The organism is Klebsiella sp. KTE92, assembly GCF_000398905.1.
Taxonomy (GTDB): domain Bacteria; phylum Pseudomonadota; class Gammaproteobacteria; order Enterobacterales; family Enterobacteriaceae; genus Klebsiella; species Klebsiella variicola.
The window spans coordinates 3,515,578-3,533,841 of record NZ_KB976100.1 but is presented as its reverse complement, the minus strand read 5'-3'; the positions used below and the strand labels follow the sequence as shown (position 1 = coordinate 3,533,841).

The following is an 18,264-nucleotide window of genomic DNA, read 5'->3' as shown; positions in this document are numbered from 1 at the left end:
CTTTCGCCCCGCCGGGTGCGCCTTTGGCGCGCGGCATCGTGAGGCGAAGCGATCCTGATGGGGCAGGGATGAGCCGTCGCGGTGCAGGGCAACCTGGCACAGCCTTCGCAATACCTCTGTCGTCATTCCTTTTTTCAACACCATTCCGACAGGAGCGTACTATGGCGAACATTGGCATTTTCTTTGGTACCGATACCGGTAAAACCCGCAAGATCGCGAAAATGATCCACAAGCAGCTGGGGGAGGCCGCCGCCGCCCCGGTCAATATTAACCGCGCCACGCTGGCGGACCTGCTGGCCTACCCGGCCCTGCTGTTGGGGACGCCGACGCTGGGCGACGGCCAGCTGCCGGGCCTTGAGGCCGGGGGCGAGAGCGAGTCGTGGGCCGAGTTTATCCGCAACCTCGGCGACGTTAGCCTGCAGGGGAAAACGGTGGCGCTGTTTGGCCTCGGCGATCAGCGTGGCTATCCGGATAACTTCGCCAGCGGGCTGCGGCCGCTGTACGACGCCCTGCGTGCCCGCGGGGCGACGATGATCGGCAGCTGGCCGAACGAGGGGTATGAGTTCAGCGCCTCATCGGCGCTGGAGGGGGATCGCTTTGTCGGACTGGTGCTGGATCAGGATAACCAGTTCGACGAGACCGACGCGCGGCTGGCGACCTGGCTTGAGGAGATTAAACCGCATCTGCTGTAGGCGATGGCGGGTAGCCTGTCGGCTACCCGCACAACCCCGGCTGGCGCGCTAACATCTCGGCCAGCCACTGGCGCTGGTGGCGGCGCTGGCTCTGTTGACTGAGGTAATCGCGGGCGCTTTCCAGCGCCTGCTCAGGCGTCATCGGCGCGGCAGGGCGAATGGCCTCACACCAGATCAGATGCCAGCCGAGCTCACTGGCCACCGGCGCGCTCAGCGCATTTTCCGCCAGCGCAAACAGCGCCTCCTCCAGTTGCGGATAGAGTAGCCCCCGGCCGATCCAGCCCAGCAGTCCGCCGTCCAGCGCGCTCGGGCAGTGGGAGTGTCGCTGGGCCAGCGGCGCAAACGCCTCGCGGGAGGCTTCGATTTGCCCATGAAGCTCCCGTATGCGCGAGTAAACCGTCTGGTCGTCGCCATCGACGGTGAGCAGCAGATGGCGGGTCAGGCGCTGTTCCGGGCGCATAAACTGCGCCTGATGCCGCAGATACCAGGCCTGCACCGCGGCAGGATCCGGCCGCGGCGCCTGGCTGGCAATCCCGGCGAAGGCGCTTTCCAGCCGGGCGTGGTGCAGGACGATCGCCGCCCGCTCCGCTGGCGTAAATCCTCCCTCATCCAGCCAGGCGCCCAGCGAAGTGGCGAGGCCCTCCTGCAGCGCGGCGGGGATCGCCTCCGGCGCAATCTGGGCGACAATAACCTGCTCCATCTGGGCCTGGCGCTGCCAGGCCGCCTCGAAGGCCTGCCGGTCGACCGCGGCGATGGCCGCCGGCCCGCAGTTCCAGCGGCTCTGCGCCAGCCGCTGCCGGCCAAATCGTTGCCAGGGCTCCATTATTCTTCCTCCTCTGCCAGCGCCAGCGCGCTTACCGGGACCTGGAACCAGCGGCCGCCGAAGTCGACGATATAGCCGTCGCCATGCTCGCCCCGGTCGGTGGCTTCGATGCGCCCCAACTGACCGACGCTGACCACCATCTCGCCCTGCATCGCCAGCGCCGTCTGACAGATTACGCTATCGCCATACTGCAGATTGCCGGCCAGCCAGGGCCGATCGCCGGCAATCAGCTCCTGTTCGCGACAGCCGACCACCCGGTCGCAGTCCGGGAAGTGGATCTGGTAGATGATCTGGTCCTGCAAGAATACTCCCCAGTCGCGGACATAGCCGATGCTGCCCCGGCGCACCAGCAGGGCGCCGGACGGCAGGCCCGCATAGGTGCCATCGTTACGGATGGCGCGCACGACGCGGACCGCTTCGCTAAAGGTAAATCGGGGTCTCATGGCGTGTTCTCCTCGAACTGTTGCTGATAACTCTCCGCCAGCAGTCGGCGCGCCAGCAGCCAGTGCGCGCGCGGGTTATCCTCCAGCTGGTTGAGCAGAGGCACTTCCGCCTTCAGCTTGCGGTGAAAGGTGGCCAGCACCGGCAGGCTGCAGTGCGCCAGGCGCTCGGGCTGATAGGGAACGGCGAAAAACTGAAAGAATGCATCGGCGGAGCGCAGGTCGCCCACGCCGGGGATCTGATAAAACCACTCCATACTCACCCCCTGGCCTGCAGCGTTTCGGCGCTGCAGAGCGCGTGGTAGATTGCCGCCAGCTCATCATCCCGCGGGCTGCGTTTGCCGTTTTCGGCAAAGCGACGGAGCGCTGGCAGCAGCTGGTCAATTTGCGCTGATGTCAGGTGATAACCCATCCGATCGAAGACGCCGTTAACCGCCTGGCGACCGGAGTGTTTGCCCAGCACCAGCCGATAGCCGCGGCCCAGCAGGGCGGGGTCGATCGCCTGATAGCTCTCGCTGTCGCGCAGCAGCGCCGCAACATGTACGCCGGATTCGTGGGTAAAGACCAGCTCGCCCACCAGCGGCTGCTGGGGGTCCACCGGGCGGCGGGTGGCGAGGGCCACCTGTTCGCACAGCGCCGGCAGGGCGGTGAAACGCACGCCGGTCTTGACCTCCAGGCAGCGCTCCAGTCCGAGCGCCACGGTCTCCAGCGCCGCGTTGCCCGCGCGTTCGCCCAGGCCCAGCACGGTGGTGTTCACGCTGGTGGCCCCGGCGCGCACCGCCGCCAGGGTGTTGGCAGTAGCCAGGCCCAGATCGTTATGGGCGTGCATCTCGAGTTCGCCGGGCCAGACGCGGCGCAGGGCGGCGATCTGCGCCGCGGTGGTGAACGGGTCGAGGATACCGACGGTATCGGCATAGCGCAGACGGGTGGCTCCCGCCTCCCGGGCCAGGCGGGCAATGTCCTGCAGCGTCGCGTCGCTGGCTCGCGAGGCGTCCTCACAGCCAATGCAGACTTTCAGGCCAAGGGTGTGGGCGAGGTGGATCAGGGCCGCCAGCCGCTCCAGCAGCAGCGGTAAGCCTTCGCGCAGTTTGTACTGCCGCAGCTTGTCGGAGGCGGGGATGGAGATATCCACCCAGTCCATGCCCAGGTCGGCGCTCTGGCGAATTTCTCCCGCCTGCATCCGGCACCAGGTCATCAGCGTGGCGCCCGGGAGCTGACGGCGCACCTGCCGGATGCGGGCGCACTCCTCCTCGCCCATCGCCGGGGTGCCAACCTCCATGGCCTCGATCCCCGCCGCGTACAGCGCCTCGGCGATGGCGATCTTTTCGCTGGCCTGAAAGGCCACGCCGGGACTCTGTTCACCATCGCGCAGGGTAGTGTCGTTAATCAGTACGCGTCCCATCATTGTCTCCCCGCCTTAGCCGTAGACCGGCGTGAAGGCGCCATCCTGCAGATGCGGCTGACCCTGTCGCCAGTAGGGCGACAGGGCGCGCAGCCGGTCGATAACCGACGGCAGGGTGGCGATGACGTAGTCGATCTCTTTTTCCCGGGTATAGCGTGAGAGGGAGAAGCGGATGGTGCCGTGGGCCGCAGTGTAGGGGATATTCATTGCCCGCATGACGTGCGACGGCTCCAGCGAGCCGGAGGTGCAGGCGCTGCCGCTGGAGGCGGCGATCCCGGCCTGATTCATCAGCAGCAGGATTGCCTCGCCCTCGATACACTCGAAGGCCAGATTGAGAGTGCCGGGCACCCGCGGCTGGCTGCCGCCCATCACCGTCACCGCCGGGATAGTGGCCTGGAGATGCTGTTCAAGACGATCGCGCAGCTGGCTAATCTGCGCCATGCCCGGCAGATGAACCTGCGCCAGCTCGCTGGCGGCGCCCATTCCGACAATGCCGCTGATATTTTCCGTACCGGCCCGCCGGCCATGCGCCTGGTGGCCGCCGCGCAGTAGCGGGCGAAAACGTGTTCCCCGCCGCAGCCAGAGGCAGCCCACCCCTTTGGGACCGTGGAATTTATGCGCCGAGCAGGAGAGCATATCGATCCGCGTCTGGCTGAGCGTCATCGGGATTTTGCCCACCACCTGCACCGCGTCGCAGTGAAACAGCGCGCCCTGCTCATGAGCCAGCTCCGCCAGTTCGGGCACCGGGAACATGACGCCGGTTTCGTTATTGGCCCACATGATGCTGACCAGCGCCACGCGCGGGCTAAGCGCCGCCCGAAATTGCGCCATATCCAGGGCGCCCTGCTGATCCACGGCGATACGGTGGATCAGGTATCCCTGGCGCTCCAGCTGTTCGCACACCGCCAGAGTGGCGGGATGTTCGACCGCGCTGGTGATGATTTCGCGCCGCTCCGGCATCAGGGCCACCGCCGAGGCGATAGCGGTGGTGGTGGCCTCGGTGGCGCAGGAGGTAAAGATGATCTCGCTGGGGTAGTCGGCCCCGAGCAGGGCGGCCACCTGCTGGTGCGCCCGTTCAAGGGCCGCCTGCGCCGGCAGACCAAAATCGTGTATCGACGAAGGGTTGCCGTAAAAGTCGGTTAAAAAGGGCATCATCGCGTCGAGAACCATCGGGTCGAGACGGGTTGTGGCGTTGTTATCGAGATAAACAGGTTTCATCGTATCCCCCTTGGGTTAGTTAACCGCGGCCGGGGCCGCCACCACGTCCATGTAAGTTCCGGTACGCTCCATCAGCTTTTGCTGCAGCCAGGCGAGGGTCATGTCGGTCATCATGCAGCCGCTGCAGCTGCCGGAGAGGCTGACGGTCACCTGACGCGGGGTGACGTTGAGCAACGTCATGTCGCCGCCGTCGGCCTGAATGTGAGGACGCAGTTCGTTGATGGTATCGACCACGCTTTGCCAGTGCGCATCGTGGGTCGTCTCCGCTGGCAGGGGGGCTGGCGGCTGTTGGGCGAGGATCGCCGCCAGCGCCAGCTCAATTTTTTCATGGCAGGCGGTGCAGCCGCCGCCGGCTTTGGTGTAGTTGATCACTTCCTCTAGGGTGGTCAGGCCGTTGTTCACCACGGCCCGGCGAATATGCCCTTCGTCGACGCCGAAGCATTTACAGATCAGCTTGCCCTCCTCATGCTCCTCCTCAAGGCTTTCGCCGCGAAAATGGGCGATGGCCGCACGCAGCGCTTCCTGGCCCATCACCGAGCAGTGCATTTTTTCCGGCGGCAGACCGTCGAGGTAGTCGGCGATCTGCTGGTTGGTGATCTGCCCGGCTTCGGTCAGGGTGTGGCCGATAATCAGCTCCGTCAGCGCGGAAGAGGAGGCGATGGCACTGCCGCAGCCGAAGGTCTGGAAGCCCGCCTCCTCGATGATCTCGGTCTGCGGATCAACCCGCAGCATCAGGCGCAGCGCATCGCCGCAGCTTAATGAACCCACATCGCCCACCGCGTTGGCGTTGTCGACCACGCGCGCGTTGCGGGGATGAAAAAAATGGTCTTTCACTTTCTCGGAGTAGTTCCACATGCTGTCAGCTCCAGGGATGATGACGAAAACGCCGGGGCGCGGTACACCGCAGACTGGCGGTGGTACTGACCCCCAAGCAATTGCGATACCAACGCATAAAAACCTTATTTGTTAATGACCTGGCGGGTTAAGCGCCCCCGACAGGGCCGACACTGTTGTGGCGTTTTGTGGGCTTTGTCACATAAACGACAGGATCAGGGGAGCGGGTCGGGCTCCTCCCGCCACGCCGGCTCCTCCAGCAGGCGGTTAAAGCGCTGCGGATCGCGTTGCCGCGCGCTGCGGCGCTGCGCTTTTTCATACCAGGAGAGTTGGATCTCCTGCAGCAAGCCGAGGATGGTGGTCTGGTCTGGGACGCGTTCGGCGCGGACGCCCACCTGCAGCAGCTGGCGAAAAACCGCCTCGCCAATCGCCACGCAGAACAGGGTGACGCAATCCTCAAGGGCATGGATGCGCTCGGCTATCTTCTCGGTCTGGTGACCGCTGGCGACCGGGAACTCCACCACCCGCAGCAGGGTGACCCGGTCGGCTTTGACGCCGTAGACCACCAGCCGCGGCGTGGCGCCGAAATGCTGATCGACGTGGCGGTAATCGGAGCTGGCGAAGGCGACTTTCATCGACCACTCGTCGGCGTGGACCATATCAAACTGACGGTTAATGGGCGGCATAAGCGTCTCCTGAAGCCGGCTGGGGAGCGGCGCCCTGGCGAAGCGGCGAGTGATAGAGGGCGGTGTGGTGATGGCGGTCGCGCAGCAGATTGGCCAGCTCAAACAGCGTATCTCGCATACCGGCGTACCCCTGGCGGACGCGACGAAACTCACCGAGCCGGTCGAAGAGGGGAAAACCGACGCGGATCAGCGGCAGGGCAAACTGTTCCGCCAGATCGCGGGCGTGAGAGTTAGCCACCAGCAGATCGGCGGGGTGGTGGCTCAGCAGCTGCTGCAGATCCTCAAGATCCCCCGGCACGACCTGATCGACCGGCAGCTGGCGCAGGCTGGGGTGGCTGGTGGGGGCGACCAGCGGGCCGGGCTGCATCCCCTGGCTGCGGGCGAAATCACACCACGCCGCCAGCAGGTCGCCCTCCGCCGCCATCGCCATGCGCTGGCCCTGAAGCCACATATGGCAGTCGATCATCGCATCCTGCAGCTGGCCGCGCTGGCGCTCAATCCAGGCCGGTACGCGGCGTCCGGACATCTTCGCCAGCTGATGGATAAAGGTATCGCAATGGTCGAGGGTCATCAGATGCGGCAGGGCGATCACGTCGCCGCGGCTGCGTTGGGTCAGGAGCGATGCCGCCCGCTGGAGCGACACGCCAATGGCGAAGCTGCCCAGACTCTGGCCCATCTGGGCAATCTGGCGCAGCGAGGCGCCGCCCTGGGTCAGGGGCGTAAAATCCCCTTCACCGAGGTGGCCATCCATTGACTGCGAGAGGTCCGGCAGGATCACCGGCTGCAGGCCAAAGGCCTCCACGCAGCGGCCCAGCCATTCGATATCCCCTGGCGAACAGAGGTGGCTGACCAGCAGGTTGACCCGCCGGGGCCGCTGCCCCGGACGCGGCGTCGGCGCGACCCACTGCTCGATCACGCTCTCGATCACCGCGCTGTAGCCGTTTTCCATAGAGCCAAAAAAATCAGGGGTATTGACGGTGAGGATCGCCACGCCGTTATGGCGCGGATGCGCCTCACGAAACTGGCGCACCACCCGGGCGATATCGCTGCCCTGCGCTTCCGCCAGACCGGTGCTGAGCAGCACGATGGCCTGCGGGCTGTGGCGCTGGCAGAGGGTGTCGAGCGCGGTGAAGATATTGCCGTCGGCCCCCATGATCGTGGCGGTCGGATCCATGGCCGTCGACTGCAGCGGCACCGGGTCATGGAAATGCTGAATAAAGAAAACTTTGGCGAAGGCGCTGCAGCCTTGGGCGCCGTGGACCAGCGGGATGGCCTGGGCCAGCCCGAGGCTGGCGAGGATCGCCCCGAGCGGTTGCCCGGTTTTAATCGGGCTCACCGCCAGCGGTTTTTCACTGCGGATAATGTCTGCCATGGTGTTCTCCTAGCGCCACGGGGCGCGGGTATGCGTTTGCGGCCAGACGGGACTGGCGAGGGTCAGACAGAGCTGGCGGGCGAGGGTGATGATGCCCTGATAGCCGGCGTAGGCGTGCTCGCGCTCCTGATTGATATCGAGAAACGGCAGCCGGGCTTTCCAGGCGGTGTACATATTGCGTCCGCCGGCGATCATCAGGTCGGCCTGATAGCGGTACACCACGTCGAGCAGGGTGCGGGCATTGCCCTCCTCAAGCATCACCGCCTCGTCGCCCATCAGCTCACGGATCCGCTGTTTGTCCTCCTCGGTGGATTTCCGCGTGCCGGTGGCCACCACGGTCATGCCGAGATCCTGCAGGGCCGATACCACCGACCAGGATTTCACGCCGCCGGTGTAGAGCAGCACTTTGCGCCCGCGGAGCTGCTCGCGCCACGGCGCCAGGGCCTGCTCCGCCGCCTGCTCTTCGCGGGCGATTAGCGCGTCGGTGCGGCGGCGCAGGTCGTCATCCCCCAGCAGCGTCGCCAGCTGGCGCAAGGCGTCGGAGGTGGCGCGGATCCCGTAGAAGCTGCCTTCAAACCACGGCGTGCCGTAGCGCAGCTCCAGCCCCCGGGCGACGTTGATCAGCGCGCGCGAGCACACCAGCATATTGGCCTGCGCCCGGTGCAGGGTTTGGATCTCGGCAAAGCGGCCGTCGCCGGAGAGGCTGCCGAGGACGCGGATCCCCAGCTCGTCGAGCAGCGGCTGGACCTGCCAGAACTCGCCGGCGATATTGAATTCGCCAATCAGGCCGATATCGTGGCGCTGGGCCGGGGCAAAGGGCGTGTTGTCTGGCCACGGGGCCGGTTCGCGCTGGCCAATTACCTGCCTGAGCATCACGTCGCCCGCCATTCGGTTGCCAAGATTTTTACTGCCGTAGAAACCGGCGGCGTCAATGGCGATGACCGGGACGCCGGTGGCGGTCTGTGCGGCCTGGCAGACGGCCTCCAGGTCATCCCCCTCCATCGCCGGTACGCAGGTGTTGTAGATAAAGACCGCCGCCGGATGATAGCGGTCGACGATGTGACGGACGGCGTGGAACAGGCGGCGTTCGCCGCGGCCCATAATCACATCCTGTTCGTTAAGATCGGTGGTAAAGCCGAGCCGGTTTAGGGCCGGGCCGGCGCTGACGCTGCCGCGGTTATCCCACGAGCTGCCCGCGCAGCCGATGGGGCCGTGCACCAGGTGCGCGACGTCGGCGATGGGCAGGAGCGTTATCTGCGCGCCGTCGAAGGCGCAGCCGCCGGCGGTAGCGCCGGGCTTAGGGGCGCTGCAGCCGGATTTTTGCTTCTGGTTGTGCTCGCAGGCGGGTTCGTCCAGCAGCGCCAGAATTTCCTTTCCCTTCATAGTGACCTCGTTGACGGTGGGAGACCGGAGAAGTGATGCAATTCGCGCTCCAGGGGGAGGGGGATTGATTTTTAAGGGAAAAGGGTTGTGGGTTTTGCGACAAAGGCAACAATCAAACAGGGGGAAGGAATGATTTCTCGCGCTGATAACTGGATTTACCGCGACAGTATTGCCGCATATTGGCGAATGACGGGAAGCGTCGATAAAGTGGAATATTCCGTTCACCGACCTTCCTCACTATTTCATTGTGCCCTCTGCGGGTGAACGGCATGGGGGGCGTTTCGCCCGCCCCCCATGACCCCCCGCATGGCGCTGAAAATTGCCGCTGCGCGGTTCGCTCCACTCCGGCTTCATCTGGCGGAACGGGCGGACTCGACATCCTTGTCTCGACCGCCCTCTGGCCGCCGTCCTGGCGGCCAGTCCTGGATGCGCGCCTGCGTTCTCGCCAATTTTCCTGATGCGCCCAACCCCCGCTGTTACTTTTGTCCCTGTCCTGCGGCGCTCGCCTTGCGGAAAGAAAGGATGCCCCTGCGGGGGCAAAAAAAGCCCGCGGGGTCGGCGGGCAACAAGCAAAACGCAACGATTAAAAAACACGTTCCTCCAGAGGGTTATCCCGGTTGAGGCGCTTCGCCAGCCACGGCGGCAGCCGACCGGCCAACATCGCGCTCACCGCGTCGCACTGCGCCTGAATCGTCGTGCCCGGCGGCGCTTTCATCGGATGGATCTGATGGCGGATCAACCTCGCGGCGGCAGGCCCGCCAATCTCCTGACAAAACAGCAGATGGCAATCCTCCAGCAGCCTGGCGCGCATCTCACTGGCGTCAGACGCTGCAGAAGAAGAGGCATAGCGGCGCAGATCCGCCAGCCAGCCGCCCTGGTCATCGAAGGCATAGATAAAAAACAGCCGGTTCTGGCCAAAATGACCATTGATGGCCAGGCCATCCTGCGAGCAAAAAGCGACCCGCAGCTGCGGCGTTCGCTGAGGGGGGCGGGCGATGCGCAAATGGCCGGGCAGCACCCCCTGCAGGCAGGCGATGACCCGCGCCCAGCGGGCCGGGGACATCACCGCCGTCGCCGAAGGAAAGCTGGCGGCCAGCTGAGGCTGCGTCAGGGTGGTTAACCGTGCCGGGGTCAACGTTTCGCCGCACTCCTGCGCCAGCCAGTCGACGACTTGCACCGGCTGCAGCTCCGGCAGCGTCTGGAACAGCGCCAGCAGACGCCAGAAAAGGGTATCGTTGTCGGACATTTCCAGCTCCTTATAGCAGCGTGCTGCGAGTGGCGCGCAGGCTTATCGGGAAGACGGGTCGCCCCGGCTGCGGATTGACGTAGTAGCGACGTCCCCCTTCGAGGGCAATCGCGCCGCCCCAGCGGTCCGTCTCGTCATGTTCGACCTGGAGCACCCGGGCCTCCAGATCCTGTTTGGCGATATAGGCATACAGCGCCTCGCCGCGCTCACGGAAAATCACGATGGGCATACTCCCTCCTGGCCCCGCCTGCGGCGGGGCGCCTGATGGTTAACGAACGAGGTCGAAGCTGTAATCGGTTTTGCCCAACTGGCTGGTGTCGTGGTCCAGTTTTTCCAGCACGGCGTTCACCAGCGTCGTGACGATGTTCATTGCGCCTTCATAGCCCCAGGTGGTCTGGCGGTGCAGATGATGGCGGTCGAACAGCGGAAAGCCCAGACGGATCAGCGGCACTTCGAAGGCTTTGCCCTTTGCCAGGGTATCGCGCTGGATAAACTTGCCGTAGGAGTTACCGATCATAAAGTCCGGCTGACGGGTGAACATCAGCGACCGGAAGTGCCACAGGTCGCAGTTGATGAACACTTCGCTTTCCTGACCGTACGGCGAGGCATCGAGCATTTTCTTCATCGCTTTTTGCCAGCGTTTATTGGCGTTATGACTGAGGATCACCGTCGGCTCGCAGCCCAGCTCCAGCAGGAAGCGCGTCAGCCCCATCACGAAATCCGGATCGCCGTAGAGGCCGAATTTTTTGCCATGCAGCCAGGTGTGGGAATCCAGCATCATGTCGACCAGCCGGCCGCGCTCCAGAGTCAGAGCGTCGGCGATCGGTTTGCCGGTCAGCTGACTGACGGTCATCAGCAGGGCGTCGGTGGCGGCCAGGCCCAGCGGAACGGCCACCTCGGTGGCGGGCTGGTTCCACATCTCCTGAACCACCTTTTTGCTTTTCACCAGCTGCCACGGCTGCAGCAGCAGGGTGTCAATGGCGTCCGGCGCGGTTTTGATCTCCTCCTGGCTGGTGCCGCCGGCGTACATCCGGTAATGGCCGTCGGCGGGGGTGTCGAGCACCTCTGATGGGTCGGAGAGCAGGCTGCACGGGACATCCATCTGCGCCATCATCCGCTTCAGCACGCGGAAGTTGCCGAGATAGGTCTCAAATCCGGTCACCAGATTGAGCTTTTGCTGTTTGCCCGGCTGCCCGGCGTAGTCAGCGGTAAAGGTCTTCGCGAACCCTTCAAACATATTGTCCCAGCCGGTAACATGGCTGCCGATAAAGCTGGGGGTATGGGCGTAAGGAATGGCGATGCTGTCGTCAACAAATCCCTCTTTTTTGGCGTTGGCGATAAACGCCTGCAGATCGTCGCCGATCACCTCGGCCATACAGGTGGTGGAGACGGCGATAATCTCGGGTTTATACAGCGCGCTGGCATTCTGCAGGCCCAGATTCATGTTGTTGTTGCCGCCGAACACCGCCGCGTCCTCGGTCATGGAGTCGGAGACGCAGGCGACCGGCTCTTTAAAATGGCGGTTAAAGTAGGTGCGAAAATAGGCGACGCAGCCCTGGGAGCCGTGCACGTAGGGCAGGGTGCCGGCGAACCCCAGCGCGCAGAGTACGGCGCCGAGCGGCTGGCAGGCTTTGGCCGGGTCGACGGTCAGCGCCTCGCGCTGGAAGTTCAGCGCTTCATACTCGGCGGTGGTGGTCCAGGCAAAAACCTCCTGCACACGCTGCGCGTCGTGCGCCTCTTCAAGGGTCTTTTTATTCTGGAACAGGGTCTGGTATTCATCCTGTTCAAACAGCGGATAACAGCTGTGAATTTTATCGATCGTTTGGCTCATGGTGTTCTCCTCCCGCGCCACAAATCGGTGGACTGACGGGACAGTGAAGGGGCAATCACGCAGACTTCAGCCACGGGGCAGTCAGTTCGTTCCACGCCGGATTGTTCAGGGTCATATCCATATCGCGGGCAAAGATGGCGAAGCCGTCATAGCCGTGATAGGGGCCGGAATAGTCCCAGGAGTGCATCTGGCGGAACGGCACCCCCATTTTCTGGAAAATATATTTCTCTTTGATCCCGGAGCCGATGAGGTCAGGTTTCAGCGCTTTGACGAAGGCCTCCAGCTCATAGCTGCTGGCATCGTCAAACAGCAGGGTGCCCTCTTTCAGGTCCGGCAGGGTGCGGTCGTAATCATCGTTATGGGCAAACTCGTAGCCGGCGGCGATGATCTCCATCCCGAGATCCTCATAGGCGCCGATGACGTGGCGCGGCCGCAGCCCCCCCATGTACAGCAGCACTTTGCGCCCCTCCAGCCGCGGGCGATATTTGGCGATGATGGCCGCCATCTGCCCCTCATATTTGGCGATCACCGCTTCCGCATTGGCGCGAATGGTGTCATCAAATTGATCGGCGATCTTGCGCAGCGATTCGGCGATTTTGGTCGGGCCGAAGAAGTTATATTCCATCCACGGGATCTGATGTTTCTCCTCCATATGGCGGGCGATATAGTTCATCGAGCGGTAGCAGTGGACGAGGTTGAGCTTAACGAATGGGGTGTTCTCCATCTCCACCAGGGTGCCGTCGCCGGACCACTGCGCCACTACGCGCAGCCCCATCTCTTCCAGCAGAATGCGCGAGGCCCAGGCGTCGCCGCCGATGTTGTAATCGCCAATGATGGCAACATCATACGGGGTGCTGGCAAACGGCTGCCCTTCGCGATTGTTCAGCACCCAGTCGCGCACCACGTCGTTGGCGATATGGTGGCCCAGCGATTGCGATACGCCGCGAAAGCCTTCGCAGCGCACCGGGATCACCGGTTTATCCAGCGCCTTGCTGCTGGCGTTGGCCACGGCGCTGATGTCATCGCCGATCAGGCCCACCGGGCACTCCGACTGGATGGTGATCCCTTTGGTCAGCGGGAACAGCAGCTCCATCTCTTCGATCAGTTTGGTCAGCTTTTTATCGCCGCCGAAAACAATATCGCGCTCCTGAAAATCAGAGGTGAAGTTCAGGGTGCCGAAGCTGTCGACACCGCTGACGCCGGTATAGTAGTTGCGCCGTCCGGCGCGCGAATACTGGCCGCAGCCGATGGGGCCGTGCGAGATATGGGCCATGTCTTTGATTGGCCCAAACACCACCCCTTTCGAGCCCGCATAGGCGCAGCCACGCACGGTCATCACCCCGGGCTGCGATTTACGGTTCGAGATAATGCACTTGCCGACGCTCTCCATCTGCGGATCGCTGATCATCATGTGCTTTCTGCGCTCTTTGCGCGCGGTTTCGGGAAACACCTCCAGGACTTCCTGGATGAGCGCAAGGTTACGTTCGCCTGTTGCGTTGGTCATGGTGAGGATCCTGTACTCAGGCCGCGTTTTCTTCAGCGGCGGTTTTACCAATGATGCTGGTGTCTTCTTCTTCCATGATGCCGAACTCCATCAGCAGCGATTCCAGCTCGTCCATGGTGCACGGCGTCGGCACCACTTTTTTGGTGTTATTGACGATCTTCTGCGCCAGTTGACGATATTCGTTGGCCTGCTGACAGGTCGGGTCGTACTCGATCACCGTCATCCGGCGGATCTCCGCGCGCTGCACAATGTTGTCGCGGGGAACGAAGTGGATCATCTGCGTGCCGAGCTTCTCCGCCAGGGCGATGATCAGCTCATCTTCGCGGTCGGTTTTGCGCGAGTTACAGATCAGGCCGCCGAGGCGCACCTTGCCGGATTTGGCGTACTTCACGATCCCTTTGGAGATATTGTTGGCGGCATACATCGCCATCATCTCGCCGGAGCAGACGATGTAGATCTCCTGGGCTTTGTTTTCGCGGATCGGCATAGCGAAGCCGCCGCAGACCACGTCGCCGAGGACGTCATAGAAGACGAAATCCAAATCTTCTTCATAGGCGCCTTCTTCCTCGAGGAAGTTGATGGCGGTGATCACCCCGCGTCCGGCGCAGCCGACGCCTGGCTCCGGGCCGCCGGATTCGGCGCAACGGACATCGCCATAGCCGATTTGCAGAACGTCTTCGAGCTCCAGATCCTCGACCGAGCCCACTTCCGCCGCCATCTCCATGATGGTGTTCTGGGCTTTAGCGTGAAGGATCAGACGGGTGGAGTCCGCTTTCGGATCGCAGCCGACGATCATCACTTTCTTACCCATCTCGGCGAGGGCCGCGACGAGATTCTGGGTGGTGGTGGATTTACCGATACCGCCTTTACCGTAGATAGCGCATTGACGCATGGTCATGGTGACTTCTCCTGTTGTTGAGTGTTTGCCAGCAGAGAAGTGCAGGGAACGTACCAGCTGCGAATTTTTGCTTAGTCATTTGATAAATAAGTGTTTTTTTGTAAAACAGCCGTGCCGGGAGGCTGAGCAAACGGCACAATAACGCTACCAAATGTGCGAAACAGAACAATTTCCCGCCACGGGCCCGGCGCGGCGCTTTGTCACCTGTTCAACAGCTTGTCGCGCACAGTGTCTTATTCCCCGCAATCCCGCCGGACGGGCCTGCGCGTTTCTTCCCTTAACCTGTTGAATTGATGAGTGACAGGCGGCAATTCGCGAGCTGGCACAGGCTGTGCTTGGAGAGGTGACAGGGTTTGCCGCGGGCTGCTGCGGTAAAGAGAACGCTCACCTTTGAGGATTGAACGATGTCCGGAAACATGAAAACAATGGATGGCAACACGGCGGCGGCCTGGATCTCCTACGCCTTTACCGACGTGGCGGCCATCTACCCCATCACCCCCTCCACGCCGATGGCGGAAAATGTCGATGAATGGGCCGCTAAGGGGAAAAAGAATCTGTTTGGCCAGCCGGTGCGCCTGATGGAAATGCAATCCGAAGCCGGTGCCGCCGGGGCGGTGCACGGCGCGCTGCAGGCGGGAGCGCTCACCACCACCTACACCGCGTCGCAGGGGCTGCTGCTGATGATCCCCAATTTGTACAAAATTGCCGGTGAACTGCTGCCGGGTGTTTTTCACGTCAGCGCGCGGGCGCTGGCGACCAATTCGCTGAATATTTTTGGCGACCACCAGGACGTGATGGCGGTACGGCAGACCGGCTGCGCCATGCTGGTAGAGAATAACGTTCAGCAGGTGATGGACCTGTCGGCGGTGGCGCACCTGGCGGCGATCGCCGGGCGGATCCCGTTTATCAACTTTTTCGACGGCTTTCGCACCTCGCACGAAATACAGAAGATTGAGGTGCTGACGTATGAGCAACTGGCGACGCTGCTGGACCGCCCGGCGCTGGAGCGCTTTCGTCGGCAGGCGCTGCACCCGGATCATCCGGTGATCCGCGGCACCGCGCAAAATCCGGATATCTACTTCCAGGAGCGGGAGGCCGGTAACCGCTTCTACCTCGCACTGCCCGATCTGGTGGAAAGTTATATGGCGAAGATCACCGCGCTGACCGGGCGGGAATATCACCTGTTTAATTACCACGGCGCGCCGGATGCCGAGCGGGTGATTATCGCCATGGGCTCAGTGTGCGACACCGTCCAGGAGGTGGTGGAGACGCTGAATGCGGCGGGGGAGAAGGTGGGGCTGCTCAGCGTCCATCTCTATCGGCCGTTCTCGCTGGCGCACTTTTTCGCGCAACTGCCCGGCAGCGTGCAGCGTATTGCCGTCCTTGACCGCACCAAAGAGCCGGGGGCGCAGGCGGAACCGCTGTGCCTCGACGTCAAGAACGCCTTCTATCAACGCGACGATGCGCCGCTGATCGTCGGCGGCCGCTACGCGCTCGGCGGTAAGGACGTGCTGCCCAACGATATCGCCGCGGTGTTTGACAACCTCAGGCAGCCGCTGCCGAAGGACGGATTTACCCTGGGTATTGTCGATGATGTCACTTTTACCTCGCTGCCCGCCCGGCAGGAACCGCTGGCGGTCTCCCATGCCGGGATCACCGCCTGTAAATTCTGGGGGATGGGCTCGGACGGCACCGTCGGGGCGAACAAAAGCGCCATCAAGATCATCGGCGATAACACGCCACTCTACGCCCAGGCCTACTTTTCCTACGACTCGAAAAAGTCCGGGGGGATCACCGTTTCGCACCTGCGCTTTGGCGACCGGCCGATCACCTCGCCCTACCTGATCCACCGGGCCGATTTTATCGCCTGCTCTCAGCAATCCTATGTCGATCGCTACGACCTGCTGGAGGGGCTGAAGCCAGGAGGCACCTTTCTGCTCAACTGCAGCTGGTCCGAGGCAGAGCTGGAGCAGCACCTGCCGGTCAGCGTCCGGCGCTATCTGGCGCAGGAAAAGATCGACTTTTATACCCTTAATGCGGTGGACATTGCCCGCGAGCTGGGCCTCGGCGGGCGCTTTAACATGCTGATGCAGGCGGCGTTCTTTAAGCTGACGGCGATTATCGATCCGCAAACGGCGGCAGACTATCTCAAGCAGGCGGTGGAGAAAAGCTATGGCAGCAAAGGGGCGAGCGTCATTGAGATGAACCAGCGGGCTATCGAGCTGGGGATGGCGGCGCTGCACCGGGTGACGGTACCCGCCCACTGGGCGACCCTCGAGGCGCCGGCACCGCAGGCGAGCGCCCTGATGCCGGACTTCATCCGCGATATCCTGCAGCCCATGAACCGCCAGCGTGGCGACCTGTTGCCGGTGAGCGCCTTCGCCGGGATGGAAGACGGCACCTTTCCCTCCGGCACCGCCGCCTGGGAGAAGCGCGGCATCGCGCTGGAGGTGCCGGTCTGGCAGCCTGACGGCTGTACCCAGTGTAACCAGTGCGCCTTTGTCTGCCCGCATGCGGCGATCCGCCCGGCGTTACTGAGCGCTGAAGAGCAGGACACGGCTCCCGCCGGGCTGCTGAGTAAACCCGCCCAGGGGGCCAAAGACTATCACTATCATCTGGCTATCTCGCCGCTGGACTGCTCCGGCTGCGGCAACTGCGTGGAGAGCTGCCCGTCGCGCGGCAAGGCGCTGCAGATGGTCTCCCTCGACAGCCAGCGTGCGATGGCTCCGGTCTGGGATTACGCCCTGGGACTGGCGCCAAAAGATAACCCGTTTCGCAAAACGACGGTCAAAGGCAGCCAGTTCGAAACGCCGCTGCTGGAGTTTTCCGGCGCCTGCGCGGGTTGCGGAGAAACGCCCTATGCCCGGCTTATCACCCAGCTGTTTGGCGACCGGATGCTGATCGCCAACGCCACCGGCTGCTCTTCGATCTGGGGCGCCAGCGCGCCTTCGATGCCCTATACCACCAACCATCGCGGCCACGGACCGGCGTGGGCAAACTCGCTGTTTGAGGATAACGCCGAGTTCGGTCTCGGCATGATGCTTGGCGGCCAGGCGATCCGCCAACAGATCGCCGAGGAGCTGACCGCCGCGCTGGCGCTGCCGGTCAGCGACGCGCTTCACGCCGCGATGCGGCAGTGGCTGGCGCAGCAGGATGAGGGGGAGGGGACCCGCGAGCGCGCGGACCGCCTCAGTGCGTTGCTGGCGGCGGAAAAAGAGGGCGTCCCGCTGCTGGAGCAGCTCTGGCAGAACCGCGACTATTTCGTCCGGCGTTCGCAGTGGATCTTCGGCGGCGACGGCTGGGCCTACGATATCGGCTTCGGCGGCCTCGATCATGTGCTGGCCAGTGGGGAAGACGTCAATATTCTGGTGTTTGATACCGAGGTCTACTCCAACACCGGCGGCCAGTCGTCCAAGTCGACCCCGGTGGCGGCGATCGCCAAATTTGCCGCTCAGGGGAAACGCACGCGTAAAAAAGATCTCGGCATGATGGCGATGAGCTACGGCAATGTTTACGTCGCCCAGATCGCCATGGGCGCCGATAAAGATCAGACCCTGCGGGCCATCGCCGAGGCCGAGGCCTGGCCGGGACCGTCGCTGGTGATCGCCTATGCCGCCTGTATCAACCACGGTCTGAAAGCCGGGATGCGCTGCAGTCAGCGCGAGGCGAAGCGGGCGGTGGAGGCGGGATACTGGCACCTGTGGCGCTATCATCCGCAGCGGGAAGCCGAGGGCAAAACGCCGTTTATACTGGACTCCGAAGAGCCGGAAGAGAGTTTCCGCGACTTTTTGCTCGGCGAGGTGCGCTATGCCGCGCTGCATAAAACCACGCCGGATCTGGCGGACGCGCTGTTCCGGCAAACGGAGGACGATGCCCGGGCCCGTTTCAGGCAGTATCAGCGGCTGGCGGGAGAGGAGTAGGCTGTGGGTTAGCGA

At 63.2% G+C, this 18,264-nt stretch carries 16 protein-coding genes; 2 read left to right on the top strand and 14 right to left on the bottom strand.

Features of this window, described 5'->3' with window-relative positions; all coding sequences use genetic code 11:
- Positions 1 to 161 precede the first annotated feature (161 nt).
- Positions 162 to 692: a flavodoxin gene (locus tag A1WC_RS08790; RefSeq protein WP_008804122.1), complete on the top strand. Its 531-nt coding sequence runs from the start codon at positions 162 to 164 to the stop codon at positions 690 to 692.
- A 22-nt stretch (positions 693 to 714) separates the two neighbouring features.
- Here A1WC_RS08790 and nifM read toward each other — a convergent pair whose 3' ends face one another.
- From nifM to nifH, 14 genes are all read right to left on the bottom strand, one after another.
- Positions 715 to 1,515 (bottom strand): nitrogen fixation protein NifM, encoded by an 801-nt coding sequence (gene nifM, locus A1WC_RS08795; protein ID WP_016161451.1) that lies wholly within the window; start codon positions 1,513 to 1,515, stop codon positions 715 to 717.
- Positions 1,515 to 1,958, bottom strand: coding sequence for a nitrogen fixation protein NifZ (locus A1WC_RS08800; protein WP_012541106.1), 444 nt, complete (start codon positions 1,956 to 1,958; stop codon positions 1,515 to 1,517). Before A1WC_RS08800 ends, nifM begins: the two co-directional genes overlap by 1 nt.
- Positions 1,955 to 2,212, bottom strand: a complete 258-nt coding sequence (locus tag A1WC_RS08805; protein WP_008804125.1) for a nitrogenase-stabilizing/protective protein NifW — start codon at positions 2,210 to 2,212, stop codon at positions 1,955 to 1,957. The genes A1WC_RS08800 and A1WC_RS08805 overlap by 4 nt, the downstream gene beginning before the upstream one ends.
- A gap of 2 nt (positions 2,213 to 2,214) precedes the next feature.
- Positions 2,215 to 3,357 carry a homocitrate synthase gene (gene nifV, locus A1WC_RS08810; protein ID WP_012967610.1) on the bottom strand — a complete coding sequence of 381 codons (1,143 nt, stop codon included), beginning with the start codon at positions 3,355 to 3,357 and terminating at the stop codon, positions 2,215 to 2,217.
- A gap of 15 nt (positions 3,358 to 3,372) precedes the next feature.
- Positions 3,373 to 4,575 carry a cysteine desulfurase NifS gene (nifS, locus tag A1WC_RS08815; RefSeq protein WP_012967611.1) on the bottom strand — a complete coding sequence of 401 codons (1,203 nt, stop codon included), beginning with the start codon at positions 4,573 to 4,575 and terminating at the stop codon, positions 3,373 to 3,375.
- Between the two features lie 15 nt (positions 4,576 to 4,590).
- On the bottom strand, positions 4,591 to 5,430 hold the full coding sequence (gene nifU, locus A1WC_RS08820; RefSeq protein WP_016161450.1) for a Fe-S cluster assembly protein NifU: 840 nt from the start codon (positions 5,428 to 5,430) through the stop codon (positions 4,591 to 4,593).
- Between the two features lie 194 nt (positions 5,431 to 5,624).
- The gene (locus tag A1WC_RS08825; protein ID WP_008804129.1) at positions 5,625 to 6,095 is read right to left on the bottom strand and encodes a NifB/NifX family molybdenum-iron cluster-binding protein; all 471 of its coding nucleotides are present in this window, start codon (positions 6,093 to 6,095) and stop codon (positions 5,625 to 5,627) included.
- Complete coding sequence (nifN, locus tag A1WC_RS08830) at positions 6,082 to 7,467, bottom strand: nitrogenase iron-molybdenum cofactor biosynthesis protein NifN (protein ID WP_016161449.1); 1,386 nt, start codon at positions 7,465 to 7,467, stop codon at positions 6,082 to 6,084. Before nifN ends, A1WC_RS08825 begins: the two co-directional genes overlap by 14 nt.
- A gap of 9 nt (positions 7,468 to 7,476) precedes the next feature.
- Entirely contained in the window at positions 7,477 to 8,850 is a 1,374-nt protein-coding gene (gene nifE / locus A1WC_RS08835; RefSeq protein ID WP_012541110.1) for a nitrogenase iron-molybdenum cofactor biosynthesis protein NifE, read from the bottom strand.
- A 583-nt stretch (positions 8,851 to 9,433) separates the two neighbouring features.
- Entirely contained in the window at positions 9,434 to 10,096 is a 663-nt protein-coding gene (locus A1WC_RS08840; protein WP_012967614.1) for a NifB/NifX family molybdenum-iron cluster-binding protein, read from the bottom strand.
- A 10-nt stretch (positions 10,097 to 10,106) separates the two neighbouring features.
- Entirely contained in the window at positions 10,107 to 10,325 is a 219-nt protein-coding gene (gene nifT, locus A1WC_RS08845) for a putative nitrogen fixation protein NifT (protein ID WP_004203557.1), read from the bottom strand.
- A gap of 39 nt (positions 10,326 to 10,364) precedes the next feature.
- Positions 10,365 to 11,927 carry a nitrogenase molybdenum-iron protein subunit beta gene (gene nifK, locus A1WC_RS08850; protein WP_016161448.1) on the bottom strand — a complete coding sequence of 521 codons (1,563 nt, stop codon included), beginning with the start codon at positions 11,925 to 11,927 and terminating at the stop codon, positions 10,365 to 10,367.
- 55 nt (positions 11,928 to 11,982) lie between these two features.
- Entirely contained in the window at positions 11,983 to 13,431 is a 1,449-nt protein-coding gene (gene nifD, locus A1WC_RS08855; protein ID WP_012541112.1) for a nitrogenase molybdenum-iron protein alpha chain, read from the bottom strand.
- A 16-nt stretch (positions 13,432 to 13,447) separates the two neighbouring features.
- On the bottom strand, positions 13,448 to 14,329 hold the full coding sequence (nifH, locus tag A1WC_RS08860; RefSeq protein ID WP_004203553.1) for a nitrogenase iron protein: 882 nt from the start codon (positions 14,327 to 14,329) through the stop codon (positions 13,448 to 13,450).
- 404 nt (positions 14,330 to 14,733) lie between these two features.
- On the opposite strand from nifH, the gene nifJ reads away from it, so the two are divergent.
- On the top strand, positions 14,734 to 18,249 hold the full coding sequence (gene nifJ / locus A1WC_RS08865) for a pyruvate:ferredoxin (flavodoxin) oxidoreductase (protein ID WP_016161447.1): 3,516 nt from the start codon (positions 14,734 to 14,736) through the stop codon (positions 18,247 to 18,249).
- Positions 18,250 to 18,264: the final 15 nt, after the last annotated feature.

Coding starts and splice junctions, on each gene's coding strand:
- A1WC_RS08790 (WP_008804122.1), top strand. CDS start 162: ATGGCGAACATTGGCATTTTCTTTGGTACCGATACCGGTAAAACCCGC.
- nifM (WP_016161451.1), bottom strand. CDS start 1,515: ATGGAGCCCTGGCAACGATTTGGCCGGCAGCGGCTGGCGCAGAGCCGC.
- A1WC_RS08800 (WP_012541106.1), bottom strand. CDS start 1,958: ATGAGACCCCGATTTACCTTTAGCGAAGCGGTCCGCGTCGTGCGCGCC.
- A1WC_RS08805 (WP_008804125.1), bottom strand. CDS start 2,212: ATGGAGTGGTTTTATCAGATCCCCGGCGTGGGCGACCTGCGCTCCGCC.
- nifV (WP_012967610.1), bottom strand. CDS start 3,357: ATGGGACGCGTACTGATTAACGACACTACCCTGCGCGATGGTGAACAG.
- nifS (WP_012967611.1), bottom strand. CDS start 4,575: ATGAAACCTGTTTATCTCGATAACAACGCCACAACCCGTCTCGACCCG.
- nifU (WP_016161450.1), bottom strand. CDS start 5,430: ATGTGGAACTACTCCGAGAAAGTGAAAGACCATTTTTTTCATCCCCGC.
- A1WC_RS08825 (WP_008804129.1), bottom strand. CDS start 6,095: ATGCCGCCCATTAACCGTCAGTTTGATATGGTCCACGCCGACGAGTGG.
- nifN (WP_016161449.1), bottom strand. CDS start 7,467: ATGGCAGACATTATCCGCAGTGAAAAACCGCTGGCGGTGAGCCCGATT.
- nifE (WP_012541110.1), bottom strand. CDS start 8,850: ATGAAGGGAAAGGAAATTCTGGCGCTGCTGGACGAACCCGCCTGCGAG.
- A1WC_RS08840 (WP_012967614.1), bottom strand. CDS start 10,096: ATGTCCGACAACGATACCCTTTTCTGGCGTCTGCTGGCGCTGTTCCAG.
- nifT (WP_004203557.1), bottom strand. CDS start 10,325: ATGCCCATCGTGATTTTCCGTGAGCGCGGCGAGGCGCTGTATGCCTAT.
- nifK (WP_016161448.1), bottom strand. CDS start 11,927: ATGAGCCAAACGATCGATAAAATTCACAGCTGTTATCCGCTGTTTGAA.
- nifD (WP_012541112.1), bottom strand. CDS start 13,431: ATGACCAACGCAACAGGCGAACGTAACCTTGCGCTCATCCAGGAAGTC.
- nifH (WP_004203553.1), bottom strand. CDS start 14,329: ATGACCATGCGTCAATGCGCTATCTACGGTAAAGGCGGTATCGGTAAA.
- nifJ (WP_016161447.1), top strand. CDS start 14,734: ATGTCCGGAAACATGAAAACAATGGATGGCAACACGGCGGCGGCCTGG.